General features: G+C 64.1%; 18 protein-coding genes and 1 tRNA gene. 11 read left to right on the plus strand and 8 right to left on the minus strand.

All coding sequences use genetic code 11. The features are described from left to right. Positions 1-95 precede the first annotated feature (95 nt). Positions 96-1,340 (plus strand): OprD family porin, encoded by a 1,245-nt coding sequence (locus NTD88_RS14225; protein ID WP_262154272.1) that lies wholly within the window; start codon positions 96-98, stop codon positions 1,338-1,340. On the opposite strand, the gene NTD88_RS14230 is transcribed toward NTD88_RS14225, so the two are convergent. Further along, positions 1,319-2,536 (minus strand): LysR family transcriptional regulator, encoded by a 1,218-nt coding sequence (locus NTD88_RS14230; protein ID WP_262154271.1) that lies wholly within the window; start codon positions 2,534-2,536, stop codon positions 1,319-1,321. The two genes, NTD88_RS14225 and NTD88_RS14230, sit on opposite strands and share 22 nt — an antisense overlap. Positions 2,537-2,788: 252 nt before the next feature. Here NTD88_RS14230 and galB point away from each other — a divergent pair, with 252 nt between their 5' ends. Genes galB through NTD88_RS14245 form a run of 3 tightly spaced genes read left to right on the plus strand, consistent with a single transcriptional unit; the run spans position 2,789 to position 5,315 of the window. Next, positions 2,789-3,523, plus strand: a complete 735-nt coding sequence (galB, locus tag NTD88_RS14235; protein WP_262154270.1) for a 4-oxalmesaconate hydratase — start codon at positions 2,789-2,791, stop codon at positions 3,521-3,523. Beyond that, a complete protein-coding gene (locus NTD88_RS14240) occupies positions 3,520-4,242 on the plus strand; it encodes a 4-carboxy-4-hydroxy-2-oxoadipate aldolase/oxaloacetate decarboxylase (protein ID WP_262129995.1) in 723 nt (240 codons plus the stop codon). The genes galB and NTD88_RS14240 overlap by 4 nt, the downstream gene beginning before the upstream one ends. Then, positions 4,239-5,315 (plus strand): 4-oxalomesaconate tautomerase, encoded by a 1,077-nt coding sequence (locus tag NTD88_RS14245; RefSeq protein WP_262154269.1) that lies wholly within the window; start codon positions 4,239-4,241, stop codon positions 5,313-5,315. Before NTD88_RS14240 ends, NTD88_RS14245 begins: the two co-directional genes overlap by 4 nt. 7 nt (positions 5,316-5,322) lie before the next feature. Here NTD88_RS14245 and ptrR read toward each other — a convergent pair whose 3' ends face one another. Beyond that, complete coding sequence (gene ptrR, locus NTD88_RS14250) at positions 5,323-6,222, minus strand: putrescine utilization regulator PtrR (RefSeq protein WP_262129997.1); 900 nt, start codon at positions 6,220-6,222, stop codon at positions 5,323-5,325. 105 nt (positions 6,223-6,327) lie between these two features. Between ptrR and NTD88_RS14255 the strand changes: the two genes are divergently transcribed. Next, positions 6,328-7,719 carry an aldehyde dehydrogenase family protein gene (locus tag NTD88_RS14255; RefSeq protein ID WP_262154268.1) on the plus strand — a complete coding sequence of 464 codons (1,392 nt, stop codon included), beginning with the start codon at positions 6,328-6,330 and terminating at the stop codon, positions 7,717-7,719. 198 nt (positions 7,720-7,917) lie between these two features. Here NTD88_RS14255 and NTD88_RS14260 read toward each other — a convergent pair whose 3' ends face one another. From NTD88_RS14260 to NTD88_RS14275, 4 genes are all read right to left on the minus strand, one after another. After that, the gene (locus NTD88_RS14260) at positions 7,918-9,348 is read right to left on the minus strand and encodes an aldehyde dehydrogenase family protein (RefSeq protein WP_262154310.1); all 1,431 of its coding nucleotides are present in this window, start codon (positions 9,346-9,348) and stop codon (positions 7,918-7,920) included. Positions 9,349-9,354: 6 nt separating this feature from the next. Further along, entirely contained in the window at positions 9,355-10,854 is a 1,500-nt protein-coding gene (locus tag NTD88_RS14265) for a purine-cytosine permease family protein (RefSeq protein WP_262154267.1), read from the minus strand. A 126-nt stretch (positions 10,855-10,980) separates the two neighbouring features. Further along, complete coding sequence (locus NTD88_RS14270; RefSeq protein WP_262154266.1) at positions 10,981-11,397, minus strand: YybH family protein; 417 nt, start codon at positions 11,395-11,397, stop codon at positions 10,981-10,983. 145 nt (positions 11,398-11,542) lie between these two features. Beyond that, positions 11,543-12,769, minus strand: a complete 1,227-nt coding sequence (locus NTD88_RS14275; protein ID WP_262154265.1) for a benzoate/H(+) symporter BenE family transporter — start codon at positions 12,767-12,769, stop codon at positions 11,543-11,545. A gap of 133 nt (positions 12,770-12,902) precedes the next feature. On the opposite strand from NTD88_RS14275, the gene NTD88_RS14280 reads away from it, so the two are divergent. Together NTD88_RS14280 and NTD88_RS14285 are read left to right on the plus strand one after the other, a co-directional pair. Next, positions 12,903-14,399 carry a PLP-dependent aminotransferase family protein gene (locus NTD88_RS14280; RefSeq protein WP_262154264.1) on the plus strand — a complete coding sequence of 499 codons (1,497 nt, stop codon included), beginning with the start codon at positions 12,903-12,905 and terminating at the stop codon, positions 14,397-14,399. 126 nt (positions 14,400-14,525) lie between these two features. After that, entirely contained in the window at positions 14,526-15,737 is a 1,212-nt protein-coding gene (locus NTD88_RS14285) for an MFS transporter (protein ID WP_262154263.1), read from the plus strand. A gap of 68 nt (positions 15,738-15,805) precedes the next feature. Here NTD88_RS14285 and NTD88_RS14290 read toward each other — a convergent pair whose 3' ends face one another. Next, positions 15,806-16,732, minus strand: a complete 927-nt coding sequence (locus NTD88_RS14290) for a LysR family transcriptional regulator (protein WP_095157367.1) — start codon at positions 16,730-16,732, stop codon at positions 15,806-15,808. A 139-nt stretch (positions 16,733-16,871) separates the two neighbouring features. Here NTD88_RS14290 and NTD88_RS14295 point away from each other — a divergent pair, with 139 nt between their 5' ends. The 3 genes from NTD88_RS14295 (at position 16,872) to NTD88_RS14305 (ending at position 19,741) form a co-directional block, all read left to right on the plus strand. After that, entirely contained in the window at positions 16,872-18,290 is a 1,419-nt protein-coding gene (locus NTD88_RS14295; protein WP_262154261.1) for a coniferyl aldehyde dehydrogenase, read from the plus strand. 74 nt (positions 18,291-18,364) lie between these two features. Beyond that, entirely contained in the window at positions 18,365-19,042 is a 678-nt protein-coding gene (locus NTD88_RS14300) for a type 1 glutamine amidotransferase domain-containing protein (protein ID WP_262154260.1), read from the plus strand. Between the two features lie 78 nt (positions 19,043-19,120). Beyond that, positions 19,121-19,741 (plus strand): glutathione S-transferase family protein, encoded by a 621-nt coding sequence (locus NTD88_RS14305; protein ID WP_095157361.1) that lies wholly within the window; start codon positions 19,121-19,123, stop codon positions 19,739-19,741. A gap of 310 nt (positions 19,742-20,051) precedes the next feature. Here NTD88_RS14305 and NTD88_RS14310 read toward each other — a convergent pair. Beyond that, positions 20,052-20,139, minus strand: a tRNA-Ser gene (locus tag NTD88_RS14310). 125 nt (positions 20,140-20,264) lie between these two features. On the opposite strand from NTD88_RS14310, the gene NTD88_RS14315 reads away from it, so the two are divergent. Continuing rightward, positions 20,265-20,936, plus strand: a complete 672-nt coding sequence (locus NTD88_RS14315; RefSeq protein ID WP_095157359.1) for a Bax inhibitor-1/YccA family protein — start codon at positions 20,265-20,267, stop codon at positions 20,934-20,936. Positions 20,937-20,986: the final 50 nt, after the last annotated feature.

Here is a 20,986-nt window from a genome sequence, read left to right on the forward strand (position 1 = left end):
GCCCCGGCCACCGGGGCGATAACTCCAGACGTTGCCTGCCTGCGCACTTGCGCCGGGCGGCAGCGCCGTGTCCAACGAATGGAATAACAACAACAATGAAGACCACCCGCGACTTCCCGCTGCTCACCCTGGCCCTGGCCTGCGCCCTGCCCGCCCCGGCCATGGCCGCCGGCTTCATCGACGACGCCAGCAGCACCCTGACCCTGCGCAACTTCTACCTCAATCGCAACTTCGTCGACACCGCAAGCCAGGGCAAGGCCGAGGAATGGACCCAGAGTTTCCTCCTCGACGCCAAATCCGGTTTCACCCAGGGCACCGTCGGTTTCGGCCTCGATGTGCTCGGCCTGTACAGCGTCAAGCTGGACGGTGGCCAGGGCACCACCAACACGCAACTGCTGCCGGTGCATGACGGCGGCCATCCCGCCGACGATTACGGACGCCTGGCGGTAGCCGGCAAGGTGCGGCTGTCGAAGACTGAACTGAAAGTCGGCGAATGGTCACCGGTGTTGCCGATCCTGCGTTCCGACGACGCCCGCTCGCTGCCGCAGACCTTCCAGGGCGCGCAGGTCACCTCGAAGGAAATCGACGGCCTGACCCTGTACGGCGGGCAGATGCGCCAGAACAGCCCGCGCAACGATGCCAGCCGCGAGGACATGTCGCTGTTCACCCGCCCAGGCTTCACCTCGGACCGCTTCAGCTTCGCCGGCGGCGAACTGCGCTTCAACCAGGAGCACACCCTGGTCGGCCTGTGGAGCGCGGAGCTGAAAGACATCTATCGCCAGCAGTACCTGACGCTGCAGCACAGCCAGCCGGTGGGCGACTGGGTACTGGGCGCCAACCTCGGCTACTTCCTCGGAAAGGACGATGGCGCCGCCCGCGCCGGTGAACTGGACAACCGCACCGCCAGCGGGCTGTTCTCGGCACGCCATGGCGGCAGCACCTTCTACCTCGGCCTGCAGAAAATCATGGGCGATGACGAGTGGTTCCGGGTCAACGGCACCAGCGGCGGCGTGCTGGCCAACGACACCTTCAACTCCAGCTACGAGAACGCGAAAGAACGCTCGTGGCAGGTTCGCCATGACTACGACTTCGCCGCCCTCGGCGTCCCCGGCCTGACCCTGATGAACCGCTACCTGCAAGGCCGCGACGTGCACAACGCAGTCACCAACGACGGCCACGAATGGGGCCGCGAAACCGAAGTGGCCTACACCGTGCAGTCCGGCGCGCTGAAGAACCTCAACGTCAAATGGCGTAACTCCAGCCAGCGCCGCGACTGGGGCAGCGGCACCCGCTTCGATGAGAACCGGCTGATCTTCAACTACCCGTTCAAGCTGCTCTGAGCCGGTAGCTCGGCGACCACCTGGCGAATCGTCGCCATCAGTGCCTGCGCCAGCGGCGAGTGCAAGCTCGCCGTGCGGCAGGTCAGGCCGATGGCGCGGGTGGTACGGGCCAGCGACAACGGCAGGATGCACAGCTCGTCGCGCTCGATTTCATGCTCCAACTGATGCGCCGAAACGATCGCCAGCATGTCCGAACGCAGCAACAGGCCGCGGATAATCGCCAGGTCCGCGCTTTCCACCCGTGGCCGCGGCGGCGCCAGCCCTTGCGCGCTGAAGCTGTCGTCCACCAGTTGCCGTGCCGGCGAGCCCGCCCGCGGCAGCACCCATCCCGCATCCGCCAGGGTCTCGTCGCTCAACGGCTGCCCGCGCAGCGGATGCTCGCGCCGCGCCAGCACCACCATGTCTTCCGACCACAGCGCCTCGCCACTCAGGTCGCTGGCATAACTGCTGCCACGCAGGGCGCCGAAGATGAAATCCACATCGCCCGCGCGCAGCTCGGTGGCCAGCAGGTCGAACGGGCTTTCGTTGGTGATGACATGGATGCCGGGGTGCTCGGCGGTCAGGCGAACGATGGCCTCGGGCAGGATCCGCGTGCGCCCCAGCGGCAGCGCGCCGACCTGCACCACGCCTTGCAGGCTGCCGCGCAAGGCGCTGAGGTCGGTGTCGATATGGCGCAGCTCGTTCAGCGCGCGACGGATCGGAAAGACGATTTCCAGGCTCGCCCGGGTCGGCTGCAAACCCCGTGGCGTGCGCTCGAACAGCGAGCGCCCGGCGCCGCCTTCGAGCACCTTGAGCGCCGCGCTCACGGCCGGCTGGCTCAGGCCGAAATGACTGGCGACGGTCTGCATATGGCGGCTTTCGCAGAGTTTGGCGAACACCTGCAAGCGCCGCGCCTGGAACAGGTACAGCGGCTCAACGTTCTCGGCGCTGCCCAGCAGGCGCGGCACCGTGTCCAGCTCCGCCAGCACTCGCCGCGCCCGCGGCAGAATGTGCGCGCCCTGGTTGGTCAGGCGCATGCCGTTGGCGTGGCGCTCGAACAGCGGCACCGCGAGGCGCACCTCCAGTTCGGAGATGGCCCGGGTCACCACCGACTGGGCGCGGAACAACGTCTCGCAGGCCCGCGAGACACTGCCCAGGTCTACTACCCGAACGAACGCACGGACCTGCATCAGGTTGATCAGTTCGTCGGTCGGCATTTTCCTGGTCCTCTGGCGGTGGAGTCTGGTAGGCCGCTATCGCTGCGGTTCGGCGTCCCACAGGTTCGGTGCAGGCCTGATTTGGTGGGGAAGCCATAGGCTCACCGGCATCCAATATCCAGCAAGCGCGGGACTATGCGCCCAAGCCCCCTTCAGAGCAATAAGCAAAACGCATACCCGGCTCAGCCCTACGCATTACTCCGTTTTCGACCCGGCTGACATCCTTGGACAAAACGCACAAGGAGCCTTGCAATGTCCCAGGTCCAGAAAACCGCGCTGGTCGTCAGCGCTCACTCCGCCGATTTCGTCTGGCGCGCCGGCGGCGCCATCGCCTTGCATGCGCAGCAGGGTTACGCGGTGCATATCGTCTGCCTGTCGTTCGGCGAGCGCGGCGAATCGGCCAAGCTGTGGCGCAAGGGCGAGATGACCGAAGACAAGGTCAAGGCCGCCCGCCGCCACGAAGCCGAAGCCGCCGCCGAGGTGTTGGGCGCCAGCGTCGAGTTCTTCGATATCGGCGACTACCCGATGCGCGCCGACAAGGACACGCTGTTTCGCCTCGCCGATGTGTTCCGCCGCGTGCAACCGGAGTTCGTCCTCAGCCACTCGCTGAAAGACCCGTACAACTACGACCACCCGCTGGCCATGCACCTGGCCCAGGAAGCGCGGATCATCGCCCAGGCCGAGGGCTACCGGCCGGGCGAGCAAATCGTCGGCGCACCGCCCGTGTACAGCTTCGAGCCGCACCAGCCCGAGCAGTGCGAATGGCGCCCGGACGTGCTGCTCGACATCACCGAGGTGTGGGACCGCAAATACGCCGCCATCCAGTGCATGGCCGGCCAGGAACACCTCTGGGAGTACTACACCCGCGTCGCCCTGCAGCGCGGCGTGCAGGCCAAGCGCAACGTCGGCATCGCCTCCAGCCGCGACATCGTCTACGCCGAGGGCTACCAGAGCATCTTCCCGCGAGTTACGGAGAACCTGGCATGAGCGAACTGATCGGCAAGACCGGCTACGTGGTGCGCAACATTCGCCGCGCCGAACCGGATGTCATCGAGACTCTCGGCCGCCTCGGCGTTGCCACCGTCCATGAAGCCCAGGGCCGCAAGGGCCTGCTGGCCTCGCACCTGCGGCCGATCCAGCAGGGCCGTGCAATCGCCGGCTCGGCGGTGACGGTACTGGTGGCGCCGGGCGACAACTGGATGTTCCACGTCGCCGTCGAGCAGTGCCAACCCGGCGACCTGCTGGTGGTGGCGCCCAGCTCGCCATGCACCGACGGCTATTTCGGCGACCTGCTCGCCACCTCGCTCCAGGCTCGCGGCGTGCGCGGGCTGGTGATCGACGCGGGCGTGCGCGACAGCCAGACCCTGCGGGAAATGGGCTTTGCCGTGTGGTCACGGGCGATCAATGCCCAGGGCACGGTCAAGGAAGTGCTCGGTTCGGTGAACCTGCCGCTGCTCTGCGCCGGCCAGATGATCAATGCCGGCGACGTAGTGATTGCCGACGACGACGGCGTGGTGGTGGTCCGTCGTACCGAAGCCCGCGACGTCGCCCAGGCCGCGCTGGCCCGCGCCGAGCTGGAAGAACAGAAACGCCTGCGCCTGGCCAATGGCGAGCTGGGCCTGGACATCTACAGCATGCGCCCGCGCCTGGAAGCGAAAGGCCTGGTCTACGTCGACAGCCTCGACGATCTGGAAAATCGCCTATGAGCCAGCGCCGCATCCCCTGCCTGCTGATGCGCGGCGGCACCTCGAAGGGCGCCTTCTTCCTCGCCGACGATCTGCCCGCCGATCCCGCCCAGCGTGATGCTGTGCTGCTGGCGGTGATGGGCTCGCCGGATGCGCGGCAGATCGACGGCATCGGGGGCGCCGATCCGCTGACCAGCAAGGTCGCGATCATCCGTCTCAGCAGTCGCGCCGACGCCGATGTCGACTACCTGTTCGCCCAGGTGCTGGTGGACGAAGCGCGGGTGGACCTGGGCCAGAACTGCGGCAATATCCTCGCCGCCGTCGGTCCGTTCGCCATCGAACGCGGCCTGGTGCCGGTGCGTAGTGACAGCACGCCGGTGCGGATCTTCATGGAAAACACCGGACAGGTCGCCGTCGCCCACATTGCCACGCCCGATGGCGCGGTCAGCTACGCCGGCGACACCCGCATCGACGGCGTGCCGGGCAGCGGCGCGGCGATCGTCATCGCTTTCAAGGACGTCGCCGGCTCCAGTTGCGGCAGCCTGCTGCCCACCGGCGCGCCCCGCGACAGCTTCGACGGCGTCGAAGTAACCTGCATCGACAACGGCATGCCGGTGGTGCTGGTGCGCGCCGAAGACCTCGGCCGCAGCGGGTACGAAAGCCGCGAGCAACTGGACGTCGACAGCGAGTTAAAAGCACGACTGGAGTCAATCCGCCTGCAGGCCGGCCCGCGTATGCACCTGGGCGATGTCAGCCAGCGCAACGTGCCGAAAATGTGCCTGGTGGCGGCACCGCGCGCGGGCGGCAGTATCGCCACCCGCTCGTTCATCCCTCATCGCTGCCATGCCTCCATCGGCGTATTCGGCGCGGTCAGCGTGGCCACCGCCTGCCTGATCGAAGACACCGTGGCCCGGCCGCTCGCGCGCCTGCAGTCGGGGCCGCTGCATCGGGTGTCGGTGGAGCACCCGAGCGGTGAATTCAGCGTGGAGATCCGCCAGGAAGGCGGGCGCATCGTCAGTTGCGGGCTGGTGCGCACGGCGCGGTTGTTGTTTGAAGGAACGGTGTTTGTGCACGAGTCCTGTGGCTCTGCGTGATGACGGTTTATCCGTTGGCAACGACCGCGTCATCAGCCTCCAGCACATCACCGCGCTCGCGCAGCAACTCGACAAAGGTGCTCAGGCAGCGCGACATCATGCCCTTGCGCCACACCAGCCAGGTGCGCAGATAGCGAAAGCGCTCGGACAACGGCCAGACACTGACCGTACTGCAACCCGGCATGCTGTCCAGCATGCTGCGCGGCATCAACGCCAGCCCGGCCCCGGCGCTGACGCAGGCGAGCATGCCGTGGTAGGACTCCATTTCGAGGATCTTGCCCGGCACCGCTTCGTCCTGGGCGAACCAGCTTTCAAAGTGATGGCGGTACGAACAGTTGGCGCGGAAGGCGTAGATGGTCGAGCCGTTGACCTCGGCGGCGCGTTGGATGGGCCCGTGGTTCAGCGGCGCGATCAGGACCATTTCCTCGGTAAACACCGGCACCCCTTCCAGTGCCGGGTGCAGCACCGGGCCGTCGACAAAGGCGGCGCTCAGTCGCCCGGCCAGCACGCCATCGATCATCGCCCCTGACGGCCCGGTGCTCAGGTCCAGTTCGACCTTGGCGTAACGCTGGTTATAGGCTGCCAGCAACGCCGGGATGCGCACCGCCGCGGTGCTTTCCAGCGAGCCGAGGGCGAAGGCGCCCTGGGGTTCGTCGCCGGCCACGGTCTGCCGCGCCTCGGCCACCAGGTCGAGAATGCGCCGCGCATAGTCGAGGAAATTCCAGCCGGCCGGCGACAAACGCAGGCGGCTTTTCTCGCGAATGAACAGATCCGCCCCCAGTTCCTGCTCCAGTTGTCGGATTCTTGTGGTCAGGTTCGACGGCACCCGATGAATGTGCTGAGCCGCGGCACTGATGCTGCCCTGCTCTGCCACGGCCTTGAACATCTCCAACTGCACCAGATCCATAGAGTCATTCTCTCTGCGTGAATGTTTCGCTCAGTATTATTCAGTTCAAGGGAAAGACACAACGCAGTAGGCTTCGATCCATACACCGTCCATGAGAACTCCAAAATGACCGTGATCAGCCACCAGACCCATGCCTTGTCGATCAATCCCGCCACCGGCGAGCAGATTGGCCACTATCCCTACGAAAGCGCCGCCGTGCAGGACGCCACCCTCGCTCGCGCCGCCGCCGGCTACGCGGCCTGGCGCCGCACCCCGGTCGAAGCCCGGGTCGAACGCCTGCTGGCGCTGGCCGGCGCGCTGCGCGACAACGCCGAAGCCATGGCGCGGATGATCACCGCCGAAATGGGCAAGCCGATCGCCCAGGCCCGTGGCGAAATCGAGAAATGCGCCCAGCTCTGCGAATGGTACGCCGACGCCGGCCCCGCCATGATCGCCCCCGAAGCGGCGCCCGTAGCGGTGGGCAAGGCGCGCATCGAATACCGTCCGCTGGGCCCGATCCTCGCTGTGATGCCGTGGAACTTCCCGATCTGGCAAGTGCTGCGCGGCGCGGTGCCGACGCTGCTGGCCGGCAACGTCTACGTGCTCAAGCACGCGCCGAACGTAATGGGCAGCGCCTACCTGCTGCTGGACGCGATCAAGCGCGCCGGCTTCCCGGAAGGCGTGTTCGAAGTGCTCAACGTTACCCCTGACGGCGTGTCCGCCGCGATCGCCGACCCACGCATCGCCGCCGTCACCCTGACCGGCAGCGTGCGCGCCGGCATCGCCATCGGCTCACAGGCCGGTGCCGCGCTGAAGAAATGCGTGCTGGAGCTGGGCGGCTCCGACCCGTTCATCGTGCTCAACGATGCTGACCTGGACGAAGCGGTGAAGGCCGCGGTCATCGGTCGCTACCAGAACACCGGCCAGGTCTGCGCCGCGGCCAAGCGCCTGATCGTCGAGCAAGGCGTGGTGGAGGCTTTCACCGCGAAATTCGTCGAAGCCACCCGCGCCCTGGTGGTGGGTGATCCGAGCCAGGACCAGACCTACATCGGCCCGATGGCCCGCTTCGACCTGCGCGACGAACTCGACGGGCAAGTCCAGGCAACCCTGGCCGAAGGCGCCACCCTGCTGCTCGGTGGTGGCAAGGCCGAAGGCATTGGCAACTTCTACCAGCCGACCGTGCTGGCTGACGTGACCGACCAGATGACCTCGTTCAAACAGGAACTGTTCGGCCCGGTGGCCTCGATCATCACCGCCCGCGATGCGCGGCATGCGCTGGAACTGGCGAACGACAGCGAGTTCGGCCTGGCGTCGACCATCTACACCGCCAACGCGGCACTGGCCGAGCAACTGGCCGATGAATTGGACACCGGTGGCGTGTTCATCAACGGCTACTGCGCGAGCGATCCGCGGGTGACGTTTGGTGGCGTGAAGAAGAGTGGTTTCGGGCGGGAGCTGTCGCACTTTGGTGTGCGCGAGTTCTGCAATGCGCAGACGGTGTGGCTGGATCGGAACTGAGAGAAAAACGTGTGGAAGCTGGCTTGCCAGCGATTGAATCCCCAGCTTCCTTTCTCCTTGTTCGCGAACCGGCCATCAACGGCGGTGCTGCTGAGGGCCTCATCGCCGGCAAGCCGGACCCCAACAGGATTCGCGGTGTGCTCCATTCCTTGTGGGGGCTGGCTTGCCAGCGATGAAGGCAGACCGGACGTGGAGATATCACCCCAGGCAACGAGTCACATGCTTGACCGACTGATACGCCGACAACCCCCAAGGCCCCAGCTCGCGACCAATGCCGCTGCCCTTGGTCCCGCCCCATGAGGTTTCGACGAACACTGCCTGGATCGAGTTGATCCACACATGCCCCACTTCCAGCGCATCGGCAACCCGCTCGGCGCGCTGCAGATCAGCACTGACCACGGTCGCGACCAACCCGAAGCGGCTGTCATTGGCCAGGGCAATCGCCTCGGCTTCCGTGCTGAAACGCTGGCTGCACAGCACCGGCCCGAAGATTTCCTCGTTCCACAGACGGCTGTCCGTCGGCACATCGGCGTACAGCGTCGGGCTGACAAACCAGCCGGCGCGGTCCAGCGGCTCGCCGCCCGTCAGGCACTTCAAGCCTTCTTCCCTGGCCACGGCGAAGTACGCCGCGACTTTCAGCCATTGGCCCTGGCTGGTCAGCGGGCCCATGTCGACTTCTTCGGTCAGTGGGTTGCCGACCCGCAGTTGCGCCAGCGCCACCTGCAACTTCGCCAGCAGCGCATCAGCGATGCCGTCCTGGATCAGCAGGCGCGAGGTGGCCGAGCACATCTGGCCGGCGTTCCAGCAGATACCCGCGACGATCCACTCCACCGCCTGATCCAGGTCGCAGTCATCGAACACCACGATCGCTGACTTGCCACCCAGCTCCAGGGTGACCGGGCGGCACTGTGCCGAAGCACTGCGCATCACCTGGCTGCCCACCGTGTTGCTGCCGGTGAACGACAGTTTGTCCAGGCCGTTGTGGTTGCTCAGGGCGATGCCGGTTTCGGCCTTGCCGACGACGATATTCAGCACACCGGCCGGCAGGCCCAGGGCCTCGGCGATCTGGCCGTAGCTCTGTTCGATCAGCGGCGTGATTTCCGAGGGCTTGAGCACCACGGTGCAGCCGGCGGCCAGGGCCGGGGCGAGTTTCCAGGCGCTGGTCACCAGCGGGAAGTTCCACGGCACGATCAGGCCGACCACGCCCACCGGCTCCAGCCGGGTGCGGGCGCTGAAGCCCGGCGCGGCCAGGGCGACGTTCGGGTCTTTCTGCGCCTGTTGCTCGATCAGGTCGGCGTAGTAGCCGAAGGTGGCGACGGCGTCGTCCAGGTCTACCTCGGCCTCAAAGCGCGGCTTGCCGTTGTTGCGCATCTGCAGGCTGATTAGTTCTTCGCGGCGCAGGCCCAGTTGTTCGGCGAAGCCGCGCAGGAAACCCGCGCGTTTCGCCACGTCGAGCGCTTTCCACGCCGGCAGCGCCTTGCGCGCGGCGACCACGGCGTCATCGACCTGGGCGGCGCTGGCGGCCTGCAGTTCAGCGAAAGGCTCGCCCAGGGACGGGTCGAATACCTTGATGCAGTCGGCAGTGGCGCCGTCTACCCAGCGGCCATCGATGTAATGAGTCATGTGCAGCTCCAGTCAGGCCGTTTCGGCACGGGTCAGCGGCGCCTGCGCCACTGGTTTTCGGAATACCCAGCGAGGGCCCTTGGGGCCAAACACCGCGGCGGGCTCGGGAAAGAGGTTGATCAGGGCCAGGTACAGCACGGCAGCCATGCCGAGGGTGATCGGCAGGCTGATGTCGATGCCACCGGCCAGTTCGCCCAGGGTGCCGACGAACTGCCCCGGCAGGTTGACGAAGCACAGGCCGACCAGCGCGCTGGGGATCCACGCGCCCATGCCGCGCCAGTTCCAGCCATGGGTGAACCAGTAGTGACCGCCGCGCTCGCCGCGGGTGAAGACTTGCAGGTCGTCGGCGTGGTAGAAGCCACGGCGGGTGATCAGGCCGAGGATCATGATGATCATCCACGGGCTGGTGCAGGTGATGATCAGCACCGCGAAGGTGGACACGCTCTGCACCAGATTGAAGGCGAAGCGGCCGATGAAGATAAAGGCGATGGCGGCGACGCCGATCAGCAGGGTCGCGCCGGCGCGGCTGAGCAGGCGCGGGAACACGCTGGACATGTCCAGGCCGGTGCCATACAGCGCGGTGGTGCCGGTGGACATGCCGCCGATCACCGCGATCAGGCACACCGGCAGGAAGAACCAGCTCGGCGAAATCGCCAGCAGGCCGCCGACGTAGTTGTTCGCCTCGATGTACTGCGGGGCGTGGCTGGCCACCAGGGTGGCGGTGCACAGGCCGAACAGGAACGGAATCAGCGTGCCGACCTGCGAGGCGATCACCGCCAGCATGATCCGCGACTTCGGCGTTGCGCGCGGGATGTAGCGCGACCAGTCGCCGAGGAAGGCGCCGAACGACACCGGGTTGCTCATCGCCAGCAGCGCCGAGCCGATGAACGCCGCCCAGAAGCCCGGCTGGCCGAGGTTGACGCTGCCGGCGAAGCCCGCGTCGAACGGGCCGGCGAAGGCGACGATGCCGAGCAGGAACATCAGGCTCGATGCCCACACGGCGATCTTGTTGACCCACAGCATGAAGCGGAAACCGTAGATGCACACCACCAGCACCAGCACCGCGAACAGGCCGTAGGCCAGGCCCAGGGTCAGGTCGGTTTCCGGCAATCCGGCCAGGCGCTTGGCGCCGCCGACCAGGGCGTCACCGGAGCTCCACACTGACAGCGAAAAGAACGCCACGGCGGTCAGCAGCGACAGGAACGAACCGACGATGCGCCCGTGCACGCCGAAATGCGCGCCGGACGACACCGCGTTGTTGGTGCCGTTGAGCGCGCCAAACAGGCCCATCGGGGAAAGGATCAGCGCACCGACGCCGACCCCCAGCAAAATCGCCCAGACCCCGGCCTGGAACGACAGCCCGAACAGCACCGGGAAACTGCCCAGCACCGCGGTGGCGAAGGTGTTGGCGCCGCCGAAGATCAGGCGGAACAGGTCCAGCGGGCTGGCACTGCGTTGATGATCGGGAATCTGTTCGACCCCGTTGGTTTCGATCCGCGTCGATTGGCTCATGGTGATGCTCCAGCGCCTGTCTTGATTGTTATAAGGCTGGCGCGCAGGCGCCGCCCTCTTGTCTGCCCCGCGGATCGCTCCGCGGGTGAGTGCGTTGGCAGTAGCGGCAAGGCCGCCGAAATAAAATCAAGCGTCGCTGAGGACCGACAGGTGCTCGTGACAGGCCAGCCAGCGTTCGCCGTGCTGGCGGAAGACGATGGTTTCCCGTTCCTGCAACCGGTGTTCTTCACCGCCGAGGCGGATGTGGGTGGCGACGTCATGCATGAAGATCGCCACCTCGCCTTGCAGGCTGACCTGGCCATTGCTGGACTGGCAGCCGAGCACGGCGAAGCCTTCGGCCTGCCATTGCTGCCAGACCTGTTCATAGGCGTGGCGCGAGGTCAGCGGCTGGGCAAGGGTGTGGAACAGGAAGGTCGCGTCTTCGCTGAAGCAGGCGAAGTAGCGGGCGGTGTCATTGCTGGCGAAGGCATCGACCAGGGCGGCGGCGGCCTGCAATACCTGATGTTCGCGCGAGGGAATCTGGGTCACGGAGGCGGTACTCACGATTTTTGTAGTTGTCGTGAGGGATTCTGGCGAGGGGCCTGCGCGGGAAAAATCGCTGATGACAAATAATCAGTTCAGGAATTTCTGAACCATCGTGCCGAGGATGACCCGGGAGTGCGCCCGCGAGCGCACTCCGACACACCGGTCAGTTGACCGCTTCACCCTCCGCTGCGGACGCTCGTCGGCGCGGCAGGCGGCCATTGAGCACGGCATGGGCGCCGAGGCCGATAAGCAATCCCCAGAACGCGCCGCCAATCCCGAACAGGGTGATATTGGCGGCCGCGGCCAGGAAGGTGATCAACGCGGATTCGCGGGTGCGCGCGTCGGCCAGGGCACTGGCCAGGCTGCCACCGATGGTGCCCAGCAGCGCCAGCCCGGCCAGGGTGGTGATAAAGCTGGCCGGAAACGCCATGAACACCGCCGCCAAGGTCACGCCGAAGATGCCGACCACGATATAGAACAGCCCGGCAGCAATACCGGCGATCCAGCGCCGGGAGGGTTGCTCGTGGGCCTCCTTGCCGGTGCAGATCGCCGCGGTGATCGCCGCGATATTGAACGCGTGGGAACCGAACGGCGCCATCAGCAGCGAACCCAGCCCGGTCACGGTGACGATCGGATTGGCGCTGGTGCGAAAGCCGTCATTGCGCAGCACCAGCATGCCGGGCATGTACTGGCCGGTCAGGGTGATCAGGAACAACGGCATGGCCACGCTGAGCAGCGCGTTGAAGGAGAACGCCGGCGCGGTGAACATCGGGGCGGCGAATTGCAACTGCAGTCCGGAGAAATCCAGTCGTCCCTGCGCCAGCAACAAAACCATGCCCAAGGCGAGAATCGCCACCACGGCGTAGCGCGCGGTAAAGCGCTTGAACACCACATACACCGCGATCAGCACGCCCGCCAGCAGCGGATCGACGCTGACGCTGGCAAAGGCGCCAATGCCGAACGGCAGCAGAATGCCCGCCAACAAGCCCGCCGCCACCCCGGGCGGCACCAGGCGAATGACCTTCTCGAAGCAACCGGACAGGCCCAGCACCACGAAGGCCGCCGCGGAAATCAGATACGCCCCCACCGCCTCGGCATAGGGCGTGGTCGCCAACGCGACCACCAGAAAGGCCGCGGCCGGCGTCGACCAGGCGGTGATGATCGGCTCTCGCGTGGCCCAACTGAGCAGCAACCCGGTCACCCCCACGCCGATCGACACCGACCACACCCATGACGCCGTCAGTTCCGGGCTCAAACCCGCCACACGTGCGGCCTGGAACACCAGGATGAAGGTGCCGCCATAGTTGACGATGACTGAAATCAGCCCGGCGATGATCGGGTGAATAAGGTCGCCCGGCCCCGGCCGGGCAATGGAAGTTTTTGCTGACATGGCATCTGGCTCCTGACAGGACGGGCTGACGGGCCCGAACGGGGAGCATTTATAGCTTCGCAATGGCCTGCCGTGCCCCTACACTTTGCAGCCAATCAGCAGACCACTTCACCGCGCAGGGAGCGCCGACCCGATGGCCAGCACCTTCGAACTCGAAACCTTGAACATGCGCCTGGGCGCCGCCGACCTGCAGCCGCTCGACCTGCACCAGCGCATTCAGCGGGCCTTGCGCGCGCTGATTCTCGAAGGCGCCCTGGCGCCCGGCCTGAAACTGCCGGCCAGCCGCGTCCTCGCCGGGTCCCTTGGGGTTGCCCGCGACACCGTGGAAAACGCTTATGTGCACTTGCACCGCGACGGTTTCATTACCCGCCGCGAAGGCTCCGGCAGCTACGTCTCGAACACCCTCGGCCCCGAGCTGCGGGGCGGCGCCCAACGCCGTCCCGGCGCGGGCCGGCGTCGCGAGACCAGCCCGCCAACCGCGCCGGCGCTGAGCCGTCGCGGCCAGCTCATCCTCGAACAGGGTGGGGTCAGTGACCAACAGGAGATTCGCGCCTTCGCCCCCGGCCTCCCGGAAACCCGCGCCTTCCCCCTCGCCGTCTGGGAACGCCTGCACCGCCAGGTGATGAAGGACTATCGCGGCAGCGTGCTGCTGCACGGCGATCCGCAGGGCGCCGAGCCGCTGCGCAACGCCATCGCCACCTACCTGAACCTGGAGCGTGGCGCCAAGTGCTCGCCCGAGCAGATTCTGGTGCTGAGTAGCACCCGCCAGGCCCTGCTGCTCTGCGCCCAATTGCTGGCCGATGCCGGCAAACCGGTGCTGATGGAAAACCCCGGCTACATTGGCGCGCGCAGGGCCTTCGAAGCCGCGGAAACCCGGGTGATCCCGATCGATGTCGACGACTACGGCCTGCGCACCGACCTGCTGCGCGCCGACACCAGCGGCGCGACCTGTCTCTACGTGACGCCCTCGCACCAGTACCCCACCGGCGCGACCCTGCCACTGGAGCGCCGGCTGGAACTGATCAACTGGGCCGCGGAACAGCGCCGCTGGATCATCGAGGACGACTACGACAGCGAGTTCCACTACGACGGCCTGCCCACCGCCTGCGTGCAGGGGCTGGACCCGTACCGGCGGACGATCTACCTGGGCACCTTCAGCAAAACCCTGTTTCCCGGCCTGCGCATGGGCTACATGGTGCTGCCGCCGGAACTGGTCGAGGTCTTTACCCGCGCCCGCAGCATCATGGACGGCCACACGCCGCAGTTGCTCCAGTTGACCGTGGCGCGGTTCATGGAAGACGGCCATTACAACGCCCATATCCGCGCCATGCGCAAGCTATACCGGGCGCGACGCACGGTGCTGCTCGACGCCGTCTCGCGCCACCTGCCGGGCATCGCCAGCGCACTGCCGCCGCCGGGTGGACTGCAGATCCCGTGCTTCCTCGCCGATGGCTGGTCGGAGGAGCGCACTCTGCGCCAAGCGGCCAGCGCCGGCATTCAATTGCTGGGGCTCAGCCCGTTGTATGCGGGGACGGCGAGCCGACCGGGTTGGCTACTTGGCTATGCCTCTCTGACGGAACATGAGATCGAAGCGGCGATGCGACGGCTGGCCAAGGTGCTTAAGCGCTGAGAAGTGGTCTGGTTCAGGCGCCTGGAATGGATGGCCTTGCTAGACCGCCCTGCCCCTAGAATCGGCGGCGAAATACCCGGCACGCCAGCGCAGCCGGGACCACGTCGATAAAGGAATCCCCGCCGAATGCCGAGCCGTATCGGGCTGCTGCCCCAGATCGCCACCGCCCACAGCATCAGCCACCTGCACATCATGGCCCTCGCCGCCCTGTTTCCATTGCTGCCCGCCTGGTTTGGCGTCGGCTATGTCGAACTGGGGTTGGCGCTTAGCCTGTTCAATATCGTCAGCGCGTTGTTGCAAGCACCCATGGGCTTTGCCGTCGACCACTACGGCGCCCGCCGCGTGCTGATCGCGGGGCTGGCCCTGGGCAGTTGCAGCTTCCTGCTGATCGCCCTGTTTCCCACTTACACCTGGCTGCTGGTGGCCATGGCCCTGGCCGGTGTCGCCAACGCCGTCTACCACCCCGCCGACTATGCCCTGCTGGCCCAGGGCATTGACCCGGCGCGGATGGGCAAAGCCTTTTCCATACACACCTTCGCCGGCTTTCTCGGCGCCGCCGTCGCGCCGCTGGTGCTGCCGGCCATCGCCGCGGCCAGCGATCCGCGCCTGGCCTTCGTCGCGGTGGCGCTGGCTGGCTTTGCCGCCCTCGCCCTGCTGCTGGTGCCGGGATCGGGCATCACCCGGATCGCCCCGGCCCGCAACGCCAAGGCCACTGCCGACAAACCCGGCAGCGACCGGCGCCGGCTGTGGTCACCAATGATCCTGACCCTGACGCTGCTGTTCGTGCTGCTTAACCTCAGCACCAGCGCCATCGAGAAATTTTCGCTGCCGGCACTGATGCAGGGCCAGGGCATCGCCCTGCCGTGGGCGAATGCGGCGCTCAGTGCCTTTCTCTTCGCCAGTGCCTTCGGCGTGCTGTCGGGCGGCGTCCTCGCCGACCGCACACGACGTCACGGTCTGGTGGCCGCCGCGGCCTTCGGCCTGGCCGCGCTGCTCACCGCCCTCGTCGCCAGCGCCGGACTCAGCGGCCAGGCACTGGTCGTGGTGCTCGGTGTAATCGGTTTTCTCACCGGCGTCATCGCCCCGTCCCGCGACATGCTGGTCCGCGCCGCCTCGCCCAAAGGCGCTGAAGGACGGACCTTCGGCATTGTCTCCAGCGGCTTCAATATCGGCGGCGCGCTGGGCCCGGTGGGGTTTGGCTGGCTGCTCGACCGCGGGCTGCCGAACGGCATCTTCTGGGCGTCGGTGGTGTTTATGGGGCTTACGGTGCTGATGACGCTGGCGCAGGAGGGGTGGCGGAGTCGGTCCAGCCGGCGTATCAAACACTCCTTTTCATGAGTAGGCGCCTGCAAACAGAATCTTCGGGCACAGGTATGGATATCATCGCGAGCGCCCGGACATACCTATCAGGAAGCTGGGTGCCCCCCAATATCAGCTTGGTTTCGCTCTCCATTGCGCATATGCCAGAGCAACGTCTGCCGAGCATGAGCAACGCGAGGCTGCCTCAGGGCCGCAGGCGCCCAAAGCAGATGGTAATCACGCGTGGTGCGTCCAACCGGGCTGGGTATCTCTTGAAGCTCGCCCCGTGCGATGTGAGGTTCACAGAGATAGGCCGGCAACGTGCTCCAACCGAACCCATCCATCATGAGCGTTCGCAGCGTACGCAAATCCTGGCCGGCCATCGCCGGGACAGAAGACTCAAGCTCGATTTCATTCTTTTCAAGCCAGGCGTCCACCAACGGCAGTTCCAGGCTGTAGGCCAGCAACGCCTCTGCACCGAGCCCCTTTTCAAGGGTTTCAGCCGCAGCGATTCTCTGTGCAACCGCCGGCGCCGCTACGGCCACAATTTGCTCTGTGAACATCAGCTCATTACGCAGTCGAGGTGTATTGGGTGGAGAGGCGGATATGCCCAGGTCACATTCCCCCTCGATGAGCATCCGCGTGATCAGCTCATGGTTGCCACTGCGCATGCGCAGGCGAATGCCATCCTCAAGTAAAGGTCGAAGCTGCTTGGAAACGACCTCGGCCAGGAAGTCAGCATGTCCGATGATCTGCAGCGCCCCGGCCAGTTCCACCGACCGTGCTCTTGCGGTGGCCAAAGCGGACTCCGCCATGTCCAGCTTGTCCCCCAAGTCCGACGCCAACTCACGAGCGGCAGCTGTTGGTTCCACCCCCCGAGCCTGTCGGTCGAACAAGGTTCTGCCGATCGCTGACTCCAACCCTGCGATGTGCTGCGACACAGCTGGCTGGGTCAAGTTCAGAGACCGCGCGGCGCCGCTGATTGACCGCTGACGATAGACCTCAATGAAGGTTCTCAACCTGACCAGCGACATGACGCACCCATAATAAAATTTATATGAGCGCTAAAATACGCTGTCTACTCGCCGTCACGCCACTGCCCTACGATTGCTTCCACGATTTGAACGCACTTATCACGGGCGCAACGACAGCCCCTCGATCTGAGGAAATCCAATGACTGGCAACCAAGACACTCAAGATCTTTTCGCAATTTTGCGCAGCATGAAGCGAGCCCATATTGCGTCGGGGCCAGCCAGTGCAGAACTGCGCCGCGACAGGCTCAAACGCAGCGCCAAGCTGATCCGAGACAATCACCAGGCTATCAGCGAAGCGATCAACACTGACTTCGGCAACCGCAGCATTTATCAGTCGCTGGTTGCTGACCTCGCGACCACCCTGAAAATGCTGGAGCACTCTGCTGATCATCTGGAAACCTGGATGAAGGCAGAGAAAGTAGAAAGCCCTGGGCCTGGAATGGAGGCCTGGATCGAGCAACAGCCACTCGGTGTTGTTGGCGTAATAAGCCCTTGGAACTTCCCGATCAACCTCGCTTTTGGCCCTCTGGCAGGCATCTTCGCCGCGGGCAACACCGCGATGCTGAAGCCATCAGAGCTGACGCCGGCCACTTCGCAGCTCTTGGCGGAGTTAGTGCCCGCCTACTTCGAACCCTCCGAGCTTTCGGTAGTGCTGGGTGATGCGAGTGTAGGGGCGGCGTTCAGCTCCCTGCCCTTCGACCACCTCGTTTTCACCGGAAGCACTGGCGTCGGACGGCATGTGATGCGCGCAGCAGCTGAAAACCTGGTACCTGTCACGTTGGAGCTTGGCGGCAAGTCCCCGGTGGTGGTGGCGGAAGGTTTCGATATCGCGGTTGCCACCGCACGGACGCTGACCATCAAGACGTTCAATGCGGGTCAGATTTGCCTGTCGCCGGATTACATGATGGTGACGCCGGAGCAGCAGGAATCGTTGGTGATGCTCAGTAAGGAATTCATCGCCAACAGCTTCCCCACCCTGCTCGGCAACCCTGAATACACCTCGATCATCAGTGACCGCCATTTCGACCGGCTGGTTGGCCTTCTGGCGGACGCAGAGCAGAAGGGCGCTACGCTGATCAACCTGGCACCGGGCAGTGAGCCAGCGTTCGATGCAAAAACCCGAAAAATCGCCCCGCACCTGGTGCTCGATGTGACCGACGAGATGGCCATCATGCAGGAAGAGATCTTTGGGCCGCTGCTGCCGGTGAAAACGTACACCGATGCTTCCGAGCCTCTTCAGTACATCAACAGCAATCCGCGCCCTCTCGCTGCGTATTACTTCGGAGATGACAAGGCCCAGCAAGAGCTGTTCGCACGCCACACCACCTCAGGGGCCCTGGTGATCAACGATGTCATGACCCACGCCTCGATCGATTCACTGCCGTTTGGTGGCGTAGGCGCGTCGGGCATCGGCGCCTATCACGGCGTGCATGGTTTCCGCCGTTTCACCCATGCCAAGCCAGTGGTCGTGCAAAGCAAGGACGGCGCTTCAAACCTGAGACTGCGGGCGCCCTACAGCGACAACTTGCAAACGATTCAGGCTTTCTTTGCAGGCTGAGCCTCCAGAGACTGAGCTCCGGACAGCGTGCTCGAACGCCCGGAAACCTTTAAATCAAGAGCATGGAAATCCAGATGAAAGTATTGATGGTGTTGACTTCCCACGATCAGCTCGGCGACACCGGGCTGAAGACAGGCTTCTGGCTTGAAGAGTTCGCGGCGCCCTACTACGTGTTCAAAGATGCGGGCGCCGATGTGGTAGTAGCCTCGCCTGCAGGCGGGCGACCTCCGCTTGATCCCAAAAGCGATCTACCGGAATTTCAAACTGAGCTGACTCACCGCTTCAAAGCCGACCCTGACGCCCAGCGTGTCCTCGCATCTACCGTGAAGCTGGATGCCGTTTCCCATGAAGAGTTCGACACTGTCTTTTACCCAGGTGGACACGGCCCGCTTTGGGATCTTGCGAAGTCTCGCAAGTCGATCGATCTGATTGAAAGCTTCGAGCGAGCCAACAAGCCAATCGGATTCGTTTGCCACGCACCGGGTGTGCTGCGCCATGTAAAAACCGCTGACGGTGAGCCTCTGGTTAAAGGCCGACACGTGACGGGGTTCACCAATGGCGAAGAGGAAGATGTGCAACTGACCAACGTGGTTCCGTTCCTCATTGAGGACGAATTCAAACGTCAGGGCGCGCTGTACGAGAAGATCGAGAATTGGGCGCCTTTCGTCCTGGTCGACGGCAAGCTTGTGACTGGCCAGAACCCTGCTAGTTCGGAAGAGGCCGCCAAGGCCCTTCTCAAACTGGCTCAATGACACATTTGAAGGGGTCTACATCGCAACCATCACGGATGTCGACCCACTTTCACCTCTTCCAACCGAAGGAACACCTACATGATCACCTTGCACCACTTGAACGAATCGCGCTCCATTCGCACGCTTTGGCTGCTGGAAGAGATGGGGGTGCCTTACGAGGTCAAATTCTATACCCGTGATCGAGCGACCCATTTTGCCCCTGAGTCCCTCAAAGCCATCCATCCACTGGGCAAGTCGCCGGTGATTGAGCTCAACGGGAAGGTGGTAGCAGAGTCGGGTGCGATCACGGAGACTCTGATCGAACGCTTTGCCCCGCACTTGGCCCCGGCGAAAGAAAGCGATGAGTATGTCGAGTATTTGCAATGGCTGCATTTCTCCGAAAGCTCCGCCATGCTGCCACCGCTGCTCCAAGTCTTCATGCAGCGTGAGACTGCCGAGCTCGTTTTTCTTCCGAGCTACGCCCGAACCGAAAGCAAAAAGGTCTTCACTTACCTGAACGATCAGTTGGAAAACAAAGACTACCTGGTGGGCGGCAAGCTCAGTGGCGCCGATTTCATGATGTTCTTTGTAGCCGAAATCATTCAACGCTTCGACAGCAAAGGCCAGTATCCACACATCAAGGAATACCTGCAGAATCTCAAATCGCTTGAAAGCTGGCAGCGGGCACAAGCGATCGAGGCCCGCCACTACGCTAAGTGAAAAGGCCCGTCTCGTCGTACTTGAGCCAACTTCCCTGAAACCCGCGAACAGGCAAACCATCGGTTTTGGCACCGCGTTCGCGCCGCCGTTGAGCTCTGAATACAAGAGTCGGTCGATGGCTCTTTCCCTGATGCTATCTATTGATAGATGGGCAAGACGGCGCTTGATGGGTAGGTCTGGGTGAGTAAAAACAGTTTCAGAATATGACTGAAAAGAGAGTGAACCAGGAAAGGAAGACGTGGGTGTAAACGTGGCTAGAAAACCTGCAGGCAGAAAAAAGCCCCTTCTTTCAGGGGCTTAGATCAGAATATGGCGGAAGCGTAGAGATTCGAACTCTAGGATAGTTGCCCATCGACGGTTTTCAAGACCGTTGCCTTAAACCACTCGGCCACGCTTCCACTTTGTCATGCGGGCGCCATCATACCGAAATGAAACAAGCTGTCAAACTCTCTGGATGGCCTGTTTCCAATGCTCTGTTATGATCTTTGCAACTCAACGTTTCAAAACCCACAGGAGTGTCGCCATGCGCGAACAGGATTACGCCGTCAACCACGGCCTGCAGGTCGAACAGCAGGAGGTCAGCCGAGTCCTGCGCAACACTTACGGCTTGCTGGCCCTGACTCTCATCTTCAGTGCTGTCATGGCCTACGTCGCACAGCAGATGCGCGTCGGTTACCCGAATATCTTCGTCGTACTGATCGGTTTCTACGGTCTGTTCTTCCTTACCGCCAAGTTGCGTGACTCGGCCTGGGGCCTGGTTTCCACCTTCGCCCTGACCGGGTTCATGGGTTTCCTGCTCGGCCCGATCCTCAACCGTTACCTGGGCATGGCCGGTGGCGCCGAAGTGGTCAGTTCGGCCTTCGCCATGACCGCACTGGTGTTCGGTGGTCTGTCGGCCTACGTGCTGATCACCCGCAAGGACATGAGCTTCCTCAGCGGCTTCATCACCGCCGGTTTCTTCGTTCTGCTGGGTGCCGTGGTCGCGAGCTTCTTCTTCCAGATCAGCGGCCTGCAACTGGCGATCAGCGCCGGCTTCGTGCTGTTCTCGTCGGTGTGCATCCTGTTCCAGACCAGCCAGATCATCCATGGCGGTGAGCGCAACTACATCATGGCGACCATCAGCCTGTATGTATCGATCTACAACCTGTTCGTCAGCCTGCTGCAACTGTTCGGCATCATGAGCTCCGACGACTGATTCACCCGATGTTGAAAAAGCCCGCTTCGGCGGGCTTTTTTTGTCCATTA

Origin of the sequence: Pseudomonas sp. 20P_3.2_Bac5 (assembly GCF_025466035.1) — a bacterium.
Lineage (GTDB): Bacteria > Pseudomonadota > Gammaproteobacteria > Pseudomonadales > Pseudomonadaceae > Aquipseudomonas.

Excerpts from the sequence above, each read along its gene's own strand:
- NTD88_RS14225 (WP_262154272.1), top strand. The coding sequence starts at position 96 with ATGAAGACCACCCGCGACTTCCCGCTGCTCACCCTGGCCCTGGCCTGC.
- NTD88_RS14230 (WP_262154271.1), bottom strand. The coding sequence starts at position 2,536 with ATGCCGACCGACGAACTGATCAACCTGATGCAGGTCCGTGCGTTCGTT.
- galB (WP_262154270.1), top strand. The coding sequence starts at position 2,789 with ATGTCCCAGGTCCAGAAAACCGCGCTGGTCGTCAGCGCTCACTCCGCC.
- NTD88_RS14240 (WP_262129995.1), top strand. The coding sequence starts at position 3,520 with ATGAGCGAACTGATCGGCAAGACCGGCTACGTGGTGCGCAACATTCGC.
- NTD88_RS14245 (WP_262154269.1), top strand. The coding sequence starts at position 4,239 with ATGAGCCAGCGCCGCATCCCCTGCCTGCTGATGCGCGGCGGCACCTCG.
- ptrR (WP_262129997.1), bottom strand. The coding sequence starts at position 6,222 with ATGGATCTGGTGCAGTTGGAGATGTTCAAGGCCGTGGCAGAGCAGGGC.
- NTD88_RS14255 (WP_262154268.1), top strand. The coding sequence starts at position 6,328 with ATGACCGTGATCAGCCACCAGACCCATGCCTTGTCGATCAATCCCGCC.
- NTD88_RS14265 (WP_262154267.1), bottom strand. The coding sequence starts at position 10,854 with ATGAGCCAATCGACGCGGATCGAAACCAACGGGGTCGAACAGATTCCC.
- NTD88_RS14275 (WP_262154265.1), bottom strand. The coding sequence starts at position 12,769 with ATGTCAGCAAAAACTTCCATTGCCCGGCCGGGGCCGGGCGACCTTATT.
- NTD88_RS14280 (WP_262154264.1), top strand. The coding sequence starts at position 12,903 with ATGGCCAGCACCTTCGAACTCGAAACCTTGAACATGCGCCTGGGCGCC.
- NTD88_RS14285 (WP_262154263.1), top strand. The coding sequence starts at position 14,526 with ATGCCGAGCCGTATCGGGCTGCTGCCCCAGATCGCCACCGCCCACAGC.
- NTD88_RS14290 (WP_095157367.1), bottom strand. The coding sequence starts at position 16,732 with ATGTCGCTGGTCAGGTTGAGAACCTTCATTGAGGTCTATCGTCAGCGG.
- NTD88_RS14295 (WP_262154261.1), top strand. The coding sequence starts at position 16,872 with ATGACTGGCAACCAAGACACTCAAGATCTTTTCGCAATTTTGCGCAGC.
- NTD88_RS14300 (WP_262154260.1), top strand. The coding sequence starts at position 18,365 with ATGAAAGTATTGATGGTGTTGACTTCCCACGATCAGCTCGGCGACACC.
- NTD88_RS14305 (WP_095157361.1), top strand. The coding sequence starts at position 19,121 with ATGATCACCTTGCACCACTTGAACGAATCGCGCTCCATTCGCACGCTT.
- NTD88_RS14315 (WP_095157359.1), top strand. The coding sequence starts at position 20,265 with ATGCGCGAACAGGATTACGCCGTCAACCACGGCCTGCAGGTCGAACAG.